This window comes from Pseudomonas sp. E102, assembly GCF_052660185.1.
The window spans coordinates 4,358,778-4,372,292 of sequence record NZ_CP084025.1 but is presented as its reverse complement, the minus strand read 5'-3'; the positions used below and the strand labels follow the sequence as shown (position 1 = coordinate 4,372,292).

Sequence of the window (13,515 nt, the reverse complement as noted above, 5' to 3'; positions counted from 1 at the left end):
TTCCTTAATGCCGCGTAGGGCGGCGTCAGTTTCTGCGTAGAACCTTGGCTACGGTCGCAGCGTTGTGGGCGAGGTGCAGCGGATTGATGGTGCCGACAATAGCACTGGCAACCCCGGGATGCTCAAACAACAGTTCAAAGCTGGCGCGAACCGGGTCCTCACCGGGGCTCAGGCAGGCATGACCGCTGGCCAGGGCTTTTTTCACCAGGATCGCCTTGCCGTGCTCCGCCGCGTACTCAATGACCGCCTTTTCGCTTCGTTCGTTCAGATTGTAGGTGACCATCGCGCAATCACCTTGCTCCAGAGCTTTCAAGCCACCGTCGACGGTCTTGCCAGAGAATCCGAAGCCGCCGATCTTGCCCTCGCGCTTGAGCGCCGCCAGGGTCGGGTACACCTCGCTGTCGTCGAGGATCGCCAGGTCATTGCCGTCCGAATGCACCAGTACCAGGTCGATGTAGTCCGTTTCCAGGCGCTGGAGGCTGCGCTCCACCGAGAGCCGCGTATGAGCAGCGCTGAAGTCATGACGGGACTGGCCATCGCTGAATTCCTCGCCGACTTTGCTGACGATCACCCAGTCGTGACGCTGGCCGCGCAACAGCGGCCCGAGGCGTTCCTCGCTGCGGCCATAGGCAGGCGCGGTGTCGATCAGGTTGATGCCCAGGTCGCGCGCCAGCTTGAGCAGCATGCGCGCTTCGGTGTCATCCGGAATCTGGAAACCGCTGGGGTACTTGACGCCCTGGTCGCGGCCCAGCTTGACCGTGCCCAGGCCCAGGGGCGAAACCAACGGGCCGTTTTTGCCCAGCGGGCGACGCAGATCGTGGAGTGTCGGCTGGCTCATGGCAGCAGTTGCTCCCAGGCGGGAACGCCCATGGGCGGCTTGGGCAGGTCCGGCAGCGGGGTGGTATGGCTGGGCTGGATACCATCGCGTTGCAGCGCGGCAATCACCCGGTCGGAGAAGTCCGGGGCCAAGGCGAGCTTGGTCGGCCAGCCCACCAGCAGGCGACCCTGCTCGGCGACAAAGGCGTTATCCGGGCGGGTCAGGCCCGATTGCAGCGGCTCGGCGCGGGCGACCCGCAACGTGGCCCATTGTGCGGTGCTCAGGTCGATCCACGGCAGCAACTGGCCGAGCTCTTTCTGGGCGACGGCGATCTGCGCAGCGGGCTCGCGGGCGACGGCATCCCCCTCGGCAAGATCGCCTCCCAGGTACCAGACCCATTGGCCATCGGCGGCCGGATGGGTGGTCACAGTCACCCGGGGCTTCGGCCCGCCACCCAGGCAATGGGCGTAAAGCGGCTTGAGGCTGGGGCCCTTCGCCAGGACCATGTGCAACGGCCGGGTCTGCATGGCCGGCTGGTCGAGGCCCAGGGCGCGGAGCAGGTCGGCGGTGCCGCCGCCGGCACTGAGGACGATGCGCTGGGCGCGGATTTCGCGACCGTCGACCTTCAGCCCGACAAGTTGGCCTTCCTCGTGCAACGGTTCGACCTGCTGCCCGGCCAGCAGGCTGTCGCCGGCCAGGTCTGCCAGGCGCGCGATCAGGCTGGGAACATCCACCACCAACTCGGCCAGGCGGTAGACCTTGCCTTTGAAACGCTTGTCTTGCAGGGCTGGCGGCAGTTGCTCGCCCTTGACCTGGTCGACGCGCCCGCGCACGGCCTTGCTGGCGAAAAAGCTCGTAAGGTTGCCGGCCAGGGTGCCTGGGGACCAGAGGTAATGGGCGTCGGACAACATGCGTACCCCCGACAGGTCCAGCTCACCGTCGCCCTTGAGGGCCTCGCGCCAACGGCGCGGCATGTCGGCAATGGCTTCCGAGGCGCCAGTCAGGGCTCCGTGCAACGCATACTTGGCGCCGCCATGGATGATGCCCTGGGATTTGACGCTCTGCCCGCCGCCAAGGCTGGCGCTTTCCACCAGCACGGTTGAAAACCCCTGGCGGCGCAAGCGCGCATTCAGCCAGAGGCCGGCGACTCCGGCGCCGACAATGAGGATGTCGGTGGAAATAACGGATGGCATGCAGCGACCTCGGAGGAAATTAAGCGGCAAGTTTCAAGCTTCGAGCTGCAAGTTACAAGCGAGAGGGTATCGCTTGTGCTTGCAGCTTGAGGCTTGGAGCTGCGCTGCTTCAATGTCCTGCAGTCTTGGAAAACAACTGGATCACCACCACCCCCAACACAATCAACGCCATCCCCAGCATCGCCGGCACGTCCAGTTTCTGCCCATAGATAAACAGCGCCGCGACGCTGACCATCACGATCCCCAAGCCGGCCCAGACCGCGTAGGCCACCCCCACTGGAACGGTGCGCACCACCAGCGTCAGCATCCAGAACGCAGTGCCATAGCCGGCGATGACCAACAACAAGGGCAGGGGCGTGCTCAAGCCCTTGATCGCTTTCATCGATACGGTGGCGATCACTTCGGCGCAGATGGCGATGGCGAGGTAGTAATAGGCGTTCATGAGCGATTCCTCTCGGGTCGTTGCGTCGTTCGATGGGCCCATTCTAGGGAATGGCCAAATGGGGTAAAGTCATTACCTATCTGCGATAGAGATAGGTTGAGCGATGAATGTTCAATGGAACCTGGAGCAATTGCGACTGTTCGTCGGTGTCGCCGAGAAGCGGTCGTTTTCCGCGGTGGCCCGGGATCAGCGCAAGGCTCAGTCGGCTGTCAGCAGTGCGATTGCACTGCTGGAAGAGGACCTGGGGGTGAGCCTGTTCGAGCGCAGCAGTGGTCGCCAGCCCAAACTCACCGATGCGGGCGTGGCGCTGCTTGAGGAGGCCCGGGAAGTGTTACGCCAATGCGAACGCCTCAACGGCCGGGCCTTGGCCCTGATGCGCGGGCAGGAGGCATCGCTACGCCTGGCCCAGGACGAGGCCATGCCCTATCAGCCCGTTATCGACAGCCTGGCGGCGCTGGCCGAACGGTTTCCCACCCTAGAAGTGCAACTGGCCAGCGCCGCCCAGGGCGATGTGGCGCGCAAGCTGGTGGAGCGTCGCGCCGATCTCGGGTTGCTGTTCTATCACGATCAGATTCCCGAGGCGCTGGAGCGCCGGGTATTGGGTAGCGTCGAGATGGTCACGGTGTGCGGCCGGGGGCATCCCTTGGCGAGCCATGATTACGTGACCTGCCTGGAGATGGCCCGGCACCGGCAATTGCTGATGGCGACCCAATCCAGCGTCTATCCCGGCAGCGAGCAGGCCAGCCCGCAAGTCTGGCGGGCCGACAGCTTCTACGTGCTGGCCGAGTGGTTGAGAAGTGGGCTGGGCTGGGCCTGGCTGCCGCGGCACGTCGTGCAGTACCCGGCGTACCTGGGGGACATGGTCGAGCTCAACAGTGAATGGACCCCGCCGGCCCTGGTGGTGGAGCTGGTCTGGCGCCGCGACGAACCCCTGGGCCCGGCGGCCCGTTGGCTGGCGGAACGTTTTGCCGTGCAGTTGCAGGCGCTCGGCTGAAAAACCGATAAACTCCGCCGCCATGAACAGAACTCTCTATAGCGCATTGTTTTATCTGGGGCTGCCACTGGTGGCGATTCGGCTGTGGCTGCGGGCTCGCAAGGCACCGGCGTATGCGCGGCGTATCGGCGAGCGTTTCTCGTGGGGCTTGCCGACGATGGCGCCGGGCGGCATCTGGGTCCACGCGGTGTCAGTGGGCGAGAGCATTGCCGCTGCGCCGATGATTCGCGCGTTGTTGCAACGCTACCCACAACTGCCGATCACGGTGACGTGCATGACGCCCACCGGTTCGGAGCGGATCAAGGCGTTGTTCGCCGATGAGCCGCGCATCCAGCATTGCTACCTGCCTTATGACCTGCCGTGCGCGGCCAAGCGTTTTCTCGACCAGGTCCGGCCGAAACTGGCGGTGATCATGGAAACCGAACTGTGGCCCAACCACATCCATCAATGCGCCCTGCGCGGTATCCCCGTGGCGTTGGCCAACGCGCGGCTGTCGGAGCGTTCGGCGCGCGGTTATGCCCGTTTTCCCAAGCTGACCCGGCCGATGCTTGCTGAGATGGGCCTGTTTGCCGTGCAGACCGAAGCCGAGGCAGAGCGCTTTCGTCAACTCGGTGCCAGGGCGGAAACCGTTGAAGTGACCGGCTCCATCAAGTTCGACCTGACCATCGACCCGCAACTGCTGGAAAGCGCCAGTGCCTTGCGCCGTCAATGGCAAGCGGTGGAGCGCCCGGTGTGGATCGCCGCCAGTACCCATGAGGGTGAGGACGAAGTGGTGCTGGCCGCCCATCGTCGGTTGCTCGACAGCTACCCGGATGCGTTGCTGATTTTGGTGCCGCGTCATCCGGAACGGTTCGATGCGGTGGCGCAACTGTGCGAGCGTGAGGGCTTCGCCACGGTCCGGCGCTCCAGTGCCCGACCGGTCGACGCACAAACTTCGGTGCTGCTGGGCGACACGATGGGTGAACTGCTGTTTCTCTATGCGCTAGCCGACAGTGCGTTTGTCGGCGGCAGTCTGGTACCCAACGGCGGGCACAACCTGCTGGAGCCGGCGGCGCTGGCAAAACCGGTGCTCAGCGGGCCGCACCTGTTCAACTTCCTTGAAATTGCCGCCCAACTGCGCGCGGCCGGAGCCTTGGCGGAAGTGGAAGATGCCCACGGCCTGGCCCTGGCCGTGCAGCGTCTGTTCGAACTGCCCCGGGATGCCCAGCGCATGGCCGAGTCGGGGTTGGCGGTGATGCGTCGCAACCAGGGCGCGTTGCAGCGGTTGTTGGATGGGTTGGGGCGCTTGCTCGACTGAGCTCTGTGGCGAGGGAGCTTGCTCCCTCGCCACAGGGGATTTGTCGCAGCTGTGCTACTGCGCCGGCCGCGAGCGCAACTGTTGTGCCGCCGCTTGTGCCAGGTCTGGCGGCAGGAAGTCCTTGTCCGGGTTGTAGTCGGGCTTGAGGTAGCGGGACAGGGCTTGCAGGTCTTCCGGGCTCAAGGTCCCGGCGGCTTGCTTGAGGCGCAGGTTGTCCAGGATGTAGTCATAGCGGGCGTTGTTGTAGTCGCGCACCGAGGTGTACAGCTGGCGCTGGGCGTCGAGTACATCGACGATGTTGCGAGTGCCCACCTGGTAGCCGATCTCCGTGGCGTCCACCGCGCTCTGGTTCGAGATGATCGACTGGCGCCGGGCCTGGACCTGCTCCACATCGGTGTTCACCGCGCGATGCAGGTTGCGGGTGTTTTCCACCACCTGCCGGCGCAGGCCTTCGCGCTGCTGCTCGGTCTGGGTGAGTTGCGAGTAGGACTCGCGAACCTGGGAGCTGGTCAGCCCGCCGCTGTAGATCGGAATGCTCAATTGCAGGCCAATGGTGCGTTGCTCGGCGTCGCCACCGTAGCGCTGGCCGGTGGGGCTTGGGTTGGTGAAGCCGAGGCCGTCGTTGTCACCTTTGCGGTACTGGGCGATTGCATCGAGGGTCGGCGCGTGGCCGGCCTTGCGCTGGCGAACGGTGTCTTCGGCGGCATCGACGGCATAGTTGCTGGCCAGCAGGTTGAGGTTCTGCCTGGCGGCGGTGTCGACCCAGGCCTTGGCGTCGTTGGGCGCCGGCGGCAGGATCGGCAGGGTATGAACGACGCCCTGGATCGAATTGTACTGGCGGTTGGTCAGGGTGATCAGCGCTTCGAAGGCATCTTCGACCTGACGCTGGGCGATGATCCGATTGGCCCGGGCGGTGTCGTAGCTGGCCTGGGATTGCAGCACGTCGGTCTTGTCCGACAGGCCCACGTCGAAACGTTCGTTGGACTGGTCGAGCTGACGCTTGAACGCGGCTTCCTCGGCCTTGGTCGAGGCCAGGTTGTCCTGGCTGCGCAGCACGTTGAAATAGGCTTCAGCGCTTTGCAGGATCAGGTTCTGCTCGGTGGCGGACAGCTGCAGCGATGCTTGTTCATTGACCGATTTGGCCGCTTGCAGCTGGAACCAGCGGTCGGCGCGGAAGATCGGCTGCGACAAGGTGGCCTGGTAAACCGTTGAGCTGCGGTTGGCGGTCATCGCCGGTTGGTCGAGCTCGGTACGGGTGTTGTTCAGGTCGGCGCCGGCCGACAGGTTGGGCAGCAGCCCGGCGCGTGCCTGGGGCACCACTTCCTTCTGAGCACCATACTGGGCACGAGCGGCGGCCAGGTCGGCGTTGTTGTCCACCGCTTCCTGGTACACGCTGACCAGATCGGTCTTGGTGGATAAAGGCGCTTCGGCGGCCCAGGCCATTCCATTGGACGCACAAGACACGGCCAGGGCCAGTGAGAGTTTGCGCAGCATGAGGCGATCCCTTACGTTCAAATTGAATGCGCATAACAGGCGCGCGGCGTAGCGAGTGTAGTTGTGCGTACGCACGGCAACAATCCTGTATTTGCGCCATTCATCACGGCTTTTGCCCAGGCGATGGCGTTCTGCGCCGGTTGTGTCTAGACTGGCCGGGTTCTTGTCGGGGTGCCTTGCTATGAGGCTGAGATCGAATAATTTCGGATCCCGTTGAACCTGATCAGGTTAGCGCCTGCGTAGGGAACAAGATTTCTCGTCACCCGGCGAGTCCTCTTGTGCTTCGTCCGGGATGTTGTTCGACAATCGATTTCCGATGTTCGAACAGGCTCGAGCAGCAAGCACAGCGTCCGCACTGTCGTGCAGGGGCGCGTCCATTCGTTACAGGTTCGCTCCGACAAAAATCCACTGCCTGGATGTGTGTCTGGAGAGCCCGTGATGACGACAAAATCAAAAAACGCGACCAACCTCAGTGAATCGGCCCAGGTCGATCAGCAATCGGTTCAGCCCTTTACCCGCTCGCAAAAAATCTACGTCCAGGGCAGCCGCCCGGATATCCGCGTGCCCATGCGCGAAATCAGCCTCGACGTGACCCCCACCGACTTCGGCGGCGAAATCAACGCGCCGGTAGTGGTCTACGACACCTCGGGCCCCTACACCGACCCGAATGTGGTTATCGACGTGCGCAAAGGCCTGGCCGACGTGCGTTCGCCTTGGATCGAAGCCCGTGGCGACACCGAGCGCCTGGCGGGCCTGAGTTCCAACTTCGGCCAGGAGCGCCTGGCCGACCCCGAGCTGACCCAACTGCGCTTCGCCCACGTGAACAACCCGCGTCGCGCCAAGCCGGGCGCCAACGTCAGCCAGATGCACTATGCGCGCAAAGGCATCATCACCGCCGAGATGGAATACGTCGCCATCCGCGAGAACATGAAGCTGGAAGTGGCCCGCGCCGCCGGCCTGCTTGACCAGCAACACGCCGGCCACAGCTTCGGCGCCAGCGTGCCGAAAGTCATTACCCCGGAGTTCGTGCGGGACGAAATCGCCCGTGGTCGCGCGATCATCCCAGCCAACATCAACCACACTGAACTGGAACCGATGATCATCGGCCGTAACTTCCTGGTGAAGATCAACGGCAACATCGGCAACAGTGCCCTGGGTTCGTCCATCGAAGAAGAAGTGGCGAAGCTGACCTGGGGCATCCGCTGGGGTTCGGACACGGTCATGGACCTGTCCACCGGCAAGCACATCCATGAAACCCGCGAATGGATCATCCGCAATTCGCCCGTGCCCATCGGCACCGTGCCGATCTACCAGGCCCTGGAAAAGGTCGGCGGCGTGGCCGAAGACCTGACCTGGGAACTGTTCCGCGACACGCTGATCGAGCAGGCCGAACAGGGCGTCGACTACTTCACCATCCACGCGGGCGTGTTGCTGCGCTATGTGCCGATGACCGCCAAGCGCGTCACCGGTATCGTCAGCCGTGGCGGTTCGATCATGGCCAAGTGGTGCCTGGCGCACCACAAGGAAAACTTCCTCTACACCCATTTCGAAGACATCTGTGAAATCATGAAGGCCTACGACGTCAGCTTCTCGCTGGGCGATGGCCTGCGTCCGGGCTCGATTGCCGACGCCAACGATGAAGCGCAGTTCGGCGAGCTGGAAACCCTTGGCGAGCTGACCAAGATCGCCTGGAAGCACGACGTCCAGTGCATGATCGAAGGCCCCGGCCATGTGCCGATGCAGTTGATCAAAGAGAACATGGACAAGCAGCTCGAGTGCTGCGACGAGGCGCCGTTCTACACCCTCGGCCCGCTGACCACCGACATCGCGCCGGGCTACGACCACATCACGTCCGGTATCGGTGCGGCGATGATCGGCTGGTTCGGTTGCGCCATGCTTTGCTACGTCACGCCGAAGGAGCACCTCGGCTTGCCGAACAAGGATGACGTGAAGACCGGGATCATCACGTACAAGATCGCCGCCCACGCCGCCGACCTTGCCAAGGGCCACCCGGGCGCGCAGATCCGCGACAACGCCTTGAGCAAGGCGCGTTTCGAGTTCCGCTGGGAAGACCAGTTCAACCTCGGCCTGGACCCGGACACCGCCCGTTCGTACCACGATGAAACCCTGCCGAAGGACTCGGCCAAGGTGGCGCATTTCTGCTCGATGTGCGGGCCGAAATTCTGCTCGATGAAAATCACCCAGGAAGTGCGTGAGTACGCGGCGAACCAGCGCATTGAAGCGGTGGACGTCGAAGTCGCCCAGGGGATGGCCGAGCAGGCGGAGCGGTTCAAGCAGGAAGGTAGTCAGCTTTACAAGAAAGTGTGATTTGAGCTGGGGGCGGTGGTGACTTTACTGCCGCCTTCGCGAGCAGGCTCGCTCCCACAGTGGAACTCGGTCGTTCACAAAACTTGTGTTCACCGCAGGTCCATTGTGGGAGCGAGCCTGCTCGCGAAAGCCATCACCAGAACAACAAAATATCCCTCTGAGATAACAACCCTTGAACATCCAACCCAGCACCTACTCCCCAGACGCCGCCGTGCCTTTGGACAAACGCGTCTTCGGCGCTCGCGATCTGTTTTCTTTGTGGTTCTCTCTCGGCATCGGCCTGATGGTCTTGCAGGTCGGCGCCCTGCTCGCGCCGGGCCTGGGCCTGAGCGGTTCGTTGCTGGCGATTTTCCTCGGCACGCTGGTGGGCGTCCTGCTGCTGGCGGCGGTCGGGGTGATCGGCAGCGACACTGGCCTGTCGGCCATGGCCGCGCTCAAGCTCAGCCTTGGCGGCAAGGGCGCGAGCGTGCCGGCGGTATTGAACCTGCTGCAGCTGATCGGTTGGGGGTCGTTCGAAATCATCGTCATGCGCGACGCCGCCAGCCTGCTCGGTGCCCGGGCCTTCAGCGAAGGCAGCCTGGGCTCCAACCCACTGCTGTGGACGCTGTTCTTCGGCGCCCTGGCGACCCTGCTTGCCGTCAGCGGGCCGCTGACCTTTGTGCGTAAGGTGCTGCGTAAATGGGGCATCTGGCTGCTGTTGGCCGCGTGCATCTGGCTGACTTGGAACCTGTTCGCCAAGGCTGACCTGGCGGCACTCTGGGCCCAGGCGGGCGACGGCTCGATGCCGCTGGCGGTGGGGTTCGATATCGCCATCGCGATGCCGTTGTCGTGGTTGCCGCTGATCGCCGATTACTCGCGTTTCGGCAAGCGCGCCAAGAATGTCTTCGGCGGTACGGCCGTGGGCTTCTTCATCGGTAACTTCTGGCTGATGAGCCTGGGCGTCGCCTACACTCTGGCATTCGCGCCGAGCGGCGAAGTCAACGCATTGCTGCTGGCCCTGGCCGGCGCCGGACTGGGCATCCCACTGCTGCTGATTCTGTTGGACGAGTCGGAAAACGCCTTCGCCGACATCCACTCAGCGGCGGTGTCCAGCGGCATGCTGTCAGGGTTGAAAGTCGAGCACCTGGCCTTGGCGATTGGCGTCATCTGCACCTTGATCGCCTGCTTCGCGCCGTTGGCGCAGTATCAGAACTTCCTGTTGCTGATCGGCTCGGTGTTCGCGCCGCTGTTCGGCGTGGTGCTGGTGGACCACTTCATCCTGCGCAAGCGCAGCAGCCAAGTGGTGTCAGCCGCGTTGCGCTGGCCGGCCCTGTTGGCCTGGTTGGGTGGGGTGAGCACTTATCACCTGCTGGCCAACTTCTACCCGGACATCGGTGCAACCCTGCCATCGTTGATCCTGGCAGGGTTGCTGCAACTGTTGCTGGGCCGGGCCTTCAGCTACGGCCGGGAAACAGCTCGGGCTTGAGGATGCCGTTGAGGCGTGGGTAGGCGATCTTCAATTCGATGTGGCCCAGGGCGTACGGCGCGATGGTGCTCACTTCGTACTTGAGGATCACCCCGCCGTAGGTCAGCGCGATGTGTGGGGTTTTCTGAAAGGACCACTGTTTCAGGAACTCGGGTTCCTGATCCAGCTTGGTACTGATCAGCCAGCTGTTGTGAGCCACTTGCGCGGCTTTCCAAAAGGCTTCCTCCTGGCCCGGCAGCAGCATGTCCGACAGCGTCAGCACTTTGTGCTGCTGGCGCGAATAGTTGATGAAACCGCGACCCGGCGTGCCATGGGCGCCGCCAGTGTCCAGATAGCTGGACAATTCGATAATCACCAAGCCGTCATGCTGCTCGCGTACCTTGGCCTGCAAATAGCTGCTGTTGCGCGGTGCGGCGCTGCGCAGGAACTGCTCGCGATAGGCGGCCAGCGTCGGAGCCGCAGGGGCGTCCGGGCTGGTGCGGGTCATTTGCAACAGGCGTTTTTCGATGATGCCGTCCAGGGCCGGCTCGGCGGGAAAGCGCAGGGTGTCGATGTTCACCAGCGGGCAGTCGGCACTGGCGCAACCGGGCTGCAATTGCTCCGACGCATCGCGAGTCGTCTCCAGGGGCGCTCGGTAATTGGGTTGGAAGAGGCTTTGGCAAGCACCCAGGGTCAGGGCGATGGCGGCCAGGGAAGCGATTCTAAAAAGCGACATGGGCGTCCTTCGTGGAACAGGGAAAGGCAAAAAGTTACCCGCTTCGACTGTCGGCAGGGCAATCAGTTCGCCACTAAGCTCATTAGAGTAATTTTAAAGGCAGCCGTCTATCCCGATGACCGGAAAGGGGCTGCATCAAACGGTACGGGCGCGTTAGGATGGCGCGAAGCCGAGGTTGGAACCTCGTACTGGACCACCGCACACGAGGATTGTCATGACTGATTTCGCCAACGCCACACCGAGCGCCGTGGAGATCGTCAAGCGCGAAAATTGCTTCAAGGGTTTCTACAAACTTGATCGCGTGCACCTGCGCCACGAATTGTTCGCCGGTGGCATGAGCCGCGAAATCAGCCGCGAGCTGTTCGTTCGCCATGACGCGGTGTGCGTGCTGCCCTACGACCCACAGCGCGATGAGGTGGTGCTTATCGAACAGTTCCGCGTCGGTGCCATGGGCAAGACTGCCAATCCCTGGCTGGTGGAACTGGTGGCCGGCCTGATCGACAAGGACGAGCAGCCGGAAGAAGTTGCTCATCGTGAGGCGCAGGAGGAAGCTGGGCTTGTCTTCGCCGCGCTCTGGCCGATGACTCAATATTTTCCATCGCCGGGCGGCAGTGACGAGTACGTGCATCTTTTTTTGGGGCGTTGCGACAGCTCGGGGGCGGGCGGCCTGCATGGCCTGCTGGAAGAGGCTGAAGATATCCGCGTGAAGGCCTGGGCTTTTGAAGATGCCCTTCAAGCGGTGCGCGACGGGCGAATTTGCAACGCGGCCAGCATCATTGCCTTGCAATGGCTGGCCTTGAACCGTGATGAAGTGAGGGGGCTATGGTCCTGAACAAGTTGCGCGATCGTTATCGCGTCGATCTGGTGGGGTTGCAGGCCGCCTGCGAGGCCAACTACGCCCGCCTGATGCGCTTGTTGCCGGACATGCGCAACGATCCGGCACCGCGCCGCATCGCCGTAACCCACGGCGACCAGATGCTGGGTGTATTGGCCTTGGAAGTGCTGCAAACCTGTCCTTACACCACCACTTTGCAGGTGCGCCAGGAACACAGCTTGCCCTGGCTGCCGGTGCCGCAGTTGGAAGTGCAGGTCTATCACGATGCGCGCATGGCCGAAGTCGTCAGCGCCGAACATGCACGACGCTTTCGCGGCATCTATCCTTATCCCAATGCGTCGATGCACCAGCCAGATGAAAAAGCCCAGTTGAACCTGTTCCTGGGGGAATGGCTGAGTCATTGCCTGGCGCTGGGCCACGAGTTCGAAGTCGTACGGTAGTTGTGAACCGGTTCCGGTTCGCGGGTTTCCCCTTTCGATCATCCCCCAGCATAATTGCCGCTTCATGCAACGGCGTGATTGCGCCTGGGAGAGAGCGATTTGCCGAGCGTATCCAGCTTGACCACGGCCGATGCGGTGCTGTTGGTCCAACTGTCTGACAGCCATTTGTTCGCCGATGCCGATGCATCGTTGCTGGGCATGAACACCCGTGACAGCTTGCGGTCGGTCATCGATTTGGTGCTCAAGCAACAGCCGGCCATCGACCTGATGCTCGCCACCGGCGATCTGTCCCAGGACGGCACGTTGCAATCCTACGAGTCGTTTCGACAACTGACAGCGCGTATCGATGCGCCGACGCGGTGGATTCCCGGCAACCATGATGAGCCGCAGGTGATGCTTGAGGCGGCGGTCAAGAGTACGTTGCTCGATCCGGTGGTGGACATCGGAAACTGGCGGGTAACGATGCTCGATTCCGCCGTGCCAGGTTCGGTGCCGGGTTTCTTGGCCGAGGAGCAATTGATTCTGTTGGCCAATGCCTTGAGCGAAGCGCCGGAGCGGCATCATCTGGTGTGTCTGCACCACCATCCGGTGTCGATTGGGTGCGCGTGGATGGAACCGATCGGGTTGCGTAATCCCGAGGCTTTGTTTGCGGTACTGGATCGCTTTCCCCAGGTGCGAGCGGTGCTGTGGGGGCATGTGCATCAGGAGATTGACGAGGTGCGCGAGGGGGTTCGTTTGTTGGCTTCGCCTTCGACCTGTATTCAATTCGAACCGGGCAGCGAGGATTTTGCGGTGGGCTCGCAGGCGCCGGGGTATCGGTGGTTGCGGCTATTGCCGGATGGGCGGTTGGAGACGGGGGTAGAGCGGGTGGTTGGGTTTGCTTTCACTCCGGACTATGGCTCCAACGGATATTGAGGACGAGGCGGCCTGACAGCCTGCCCATTTCTCACTGCTGTACTCCGATCCAATTGTGGGAGCGAGCCTGCTCGCGATGGCGGCTTGACGGAGTACATATCCGTTTTCTGCGGTAACGGCGACTTAGGGTTCCGCCCTTACGGCGGCTCACTTTTTTTCAAACGCCAAAAAAAGTAAGCAAAAAAGGCTTGGCCCCACCACTCGGTGCCTCGCCAAGGCTCGGCATGCCCTCACTCCGGCATTGCTCCGTGGGCCCGCCGCGAAGGACCATCCATGGTCCAGCGCGGCTATCCCGGCATCCATGCCGGGATGCCCACTCCACAATGCCTGCGTTCGGCCATCATGGTTAGCGGGGCCCCTAGATCAAAAGCCAAGCCGAGGCGGCCTTAGGGCCGACCTGGCTCTCGGTGGGACCGCGTTTCCCCTGTGGGAGCGAGCCTGCTCGCGAAGACGGCGGCACATACAACATGGATGCAAGCTGACCCACCGCCATCGCGAGCAAGCTCGGCTCCCACAGCAATCGGCGGTGGACGCTGATCTTATAAACGACCCGAAACCTGTGTGGGAGCGAGCTTGCTCG

At 62.8% G+C, this 13,515-nt stretch carries 12 protein-coding genes and 1 riboswitch; of the genes, 7 read left to right on the top strand and 5 right to left on the bottom strand.

Annotated features, from left to right (window positions below; all coding sequences use genetic code 11):
• Positions 1–25: 25 nt before the first annotated feature.
• The 3 genes from DOCECA_RS19845 to DOCECA_RS19835 form a co-directional block, all read right to left on the bottom strand.
• The gene (locus DOCECA_RS19845) at positions 26–838 is read right to left on the bottom strand and encodes an aldo/keto reductase (protein WP_434675782.1); all 813 of its coding nucleotides are present in this window, start codon (positions 836–838) and stop codon (positions 26–28) included.
• On the bottom strand, positions 835–2,010 hold the full coding sequence (locus DOCECA_RS19840; RefSeq protein WP_445570962.1) for an NAD(P)/FAD-dependent oxidoreductase: 1,176 nt from the start codon (positions 2,008–2,010) through the stop codon (positions 835–837). Before DOCECA_RS19840 ends, DOCECA_RS19845 begins: the two co-directional genes overlap by 4 nt.
• Before the next feature lie 109 nt (positions 2,011–2,119).
• On the bottom strand, positions 2,120–2,452 hold the full coding sequence (locus DOCECA_RS19835; RefSeq protein ID WP_109752132.1) for a DMT family transporter: 333 nt from the start codon (positions 2,450–2,452) through the stop codon (positions 2,120–2,122).
• A gap of 103 nt (positions 2,453–2,555) precedes the next feature.
• Between DOCECA_RS19835 and DOCECA_RS19830 the strand changes: the two genes are divergently transcribed.
• Together DOCECA_RS19830 and waaA are read left to right on the top strand one after the other, a co-directional pair.
• Complete coding sequence (locus tag DOCECA_RS19830; RefSeq protein ID WP_420766163.1) at positions 2,556–3,446, top strand: LysR family transcriptional regulator; 891 nt, start codon at positions 2,556–2,558, stop codon at positions 3,444–3,446.
• 22 nt (positions 3,447–3,468) lie between these two features.
• Complete coding sequence (gene waaA, locus DOCECA_RS19825) at positions 3,469–4,743, top strand: lipid IV(A) 3-deoxy-D-manno-octulosonic acid transferase (protein WP_445570961.1); 1,275 nt, start codon at positions 3,469–3,471, stop codon at positions 4,741–4,743.
• Between the two features lie 54 nt (positions 4,744–4,797).
• On the opposite strand, the gene DOCECA_RS19820 is transcribed toward waaA, so the two are convergent.
• The gene (locus DOCECA_RS19820; protein WP_434564157.1) at positions 4,798–6,237 is read right to left on the bottom strand and encodes a TolC family outer membrane protein; all 1,440 of its coding nucleotides are present in this window, start codon (positions 6,235–6,237) and stop codon (positions 4,798–4,800) included.
• A gap of 157 nt (positions 6,238–6,394) precedes the next feature.
• Positions 6,395–6,500: riboswitch (TPP riboswitch) on the top strand.
• A 175-nt stretch (positions 6,501–6,675) separates the two neighbouring features.
• Here DOCECA_RS19820 and thiC point away from each other — a divergent pair.
• Positions 6,676–8,565 carry a phosphomethylpyrimidine synthase ThiC gene (gene thiC, locus DOCECA_RS19815; protein ID WP_420766165.1) on the top strand — a complete coding sequence of 630 codons (1,890 nt, stop codon included), beginning with the start codon at positions 6,676–6,678 and terminating at the stop codon, positions 8,563–8,565.
• A 172-nt stretch (positions 8,566–8,737) separates the two neighbouring features.
• Positions 8,738–10,030: a putative hydroxymethylpyrimidine transporter CytX gene (cytX, locus tag DOCECA_RS19810; protein ID WP_434560986.1), complete on the top strand. Its 1,293-nt coding sequence runs from the start codon at positions 8,738–8,740 to the stop codon at positions 10,028–10,030.
• Here the strand turns inward: cytX and DOCECA_RS19805 are convergent.
• Complete coding sequence (locus tag DOCECA_RS19805; RefSeq protein ID WP_420766167.1) at positions 9,999–10,745, bottom strand: DUF3298 domain-containing protein; 747 nt, start codon at positions 10,743–10,745, stop codon at positions 9,999–10,001. The two genes, cytX and DOCECA_RS19805, sit on opposite strands and share 32 nt — an antisense overlap.
• Positions 10,746–10,959: 214 nt before the next feature.
• Between DOCECA_RS19805 and DOCECA_RS19800 the strand changes: the two genes are divergently transcribed.
• The 3 genes from DOCECA_RS19800 to cpdA all read left to right on the top strand — a co-directional run bounded on the left by DOCECA_RS19800 (position 10,960) and on the right by cpdA (position 12,935).
• On the top strand, positions 10,960–11,577 hold the full coding sequence (locus DOCECA_RS19800) for an NUDIX domain-containing protein (protein WP_420766168.1): 618 nt from the start codon (positions 10,960–10,962) through the stop codon (positions 11,575–11,577).
• A complete protein-coding gene (locus tag DOCECA_RS19795) occupies positions 11,568–12,020 on the top strand; it encodes a DUF1249 domain-containing protein (RefSeq protein WP_003186471.1) in 453 nt (150 codons plus the stop codon). Before DOCECA_RS19800 ends, DOCECA_RS19795 begins: the two co-directional genes overlap by 10 nt.
• 99 nt (positions 12,021–12,119) lie before the next feature.
• Positions 12,120–12,935 (top strand): 3',5'-cyclic-AMP phosphodiesterase, encoded by an 816-nt coding sequence (gene cpdA, locus DOCECA_RS19790; protein ID WP_420766169.1) that lies wholly within the window; start codon positions 12,120–12,122, stop codon positions 12,933–12,935.
• Positions 12,936–13,515 lie beyond the last annotated feature (580 nt).

Bases quoted from the DNA above. Each gene is read 5' to 3' on its own strand.
- DOCECA_RS19845 (WP_434675782.1), bottom strand. From the start codon at position 838: ATGAGCCAGCCGACACTCCACGATCTGCGTCGCCCGCTGGGCAAAAAC.
- DOCECA_RS19840 (WP_445570962.1), bottom strand. From the start codon at position 2,010: ATGCCATCCGTTATTTCCACCGACATCCTCATTGTCGGCGCCGGAGTC.
- DOCECA_RS19835 (WP_109752132.1), bottom strand. From the start codon at position 2,452: ATGAACGCCTATTACTACCTCGCCATCGCCATCTGCGCCGAAGTGATC.
- DOCECA_RS19830 (WP_420766163.1), top strand. From the start codon at position 2,556: ATGAATGTTCAATGGAACCTGGAGCAATTGCGACTGTTCGTCGGTGTC.
- waaA (WP_445570961.1), top strand. From the start codon at position 3,469: ATGAACAGAACTCTCTATAGCGCATTGTTTTATCTGGGGCTGCCACTG.
- DOCECA_RS19820 (WP_434564157.1), bottom strand. From the start codon at position 6,237: ATGCTGCGCAAACTCTCACTGGCCCTGGCCGTGTCTTGTGCGTCCAAT.
- thiC (WP_420766165.1), top strand. From the start codon at position 6,676: ATGACGACAAAATCAAAAAACGCGACCAACCTCAGTGAATCGGCCCAG.
- DOCECA_RS19805 (WP_420766167.1), bottom strand. From the start codon at position 10,745: ATGTCGCTTTTTAGAATCGCTTCCCTGGCCGCCATCGCCCTGACCCTG.
- DOCECA_RS19800 (WP_420766168.1), top strand. From the start codon at position 10,960: ATGACTGATTTCGCCAACGCCACACCGAGCGCCGTGGAGATCGTCAAG.
- DOCECA_RS19795 (WP_003186471.1), top strand. From the start codon at position 11,568: ATGGTCCTGAACAAGTTGCGCGATCGTTATCGCGTCGATCTGGTGGGG.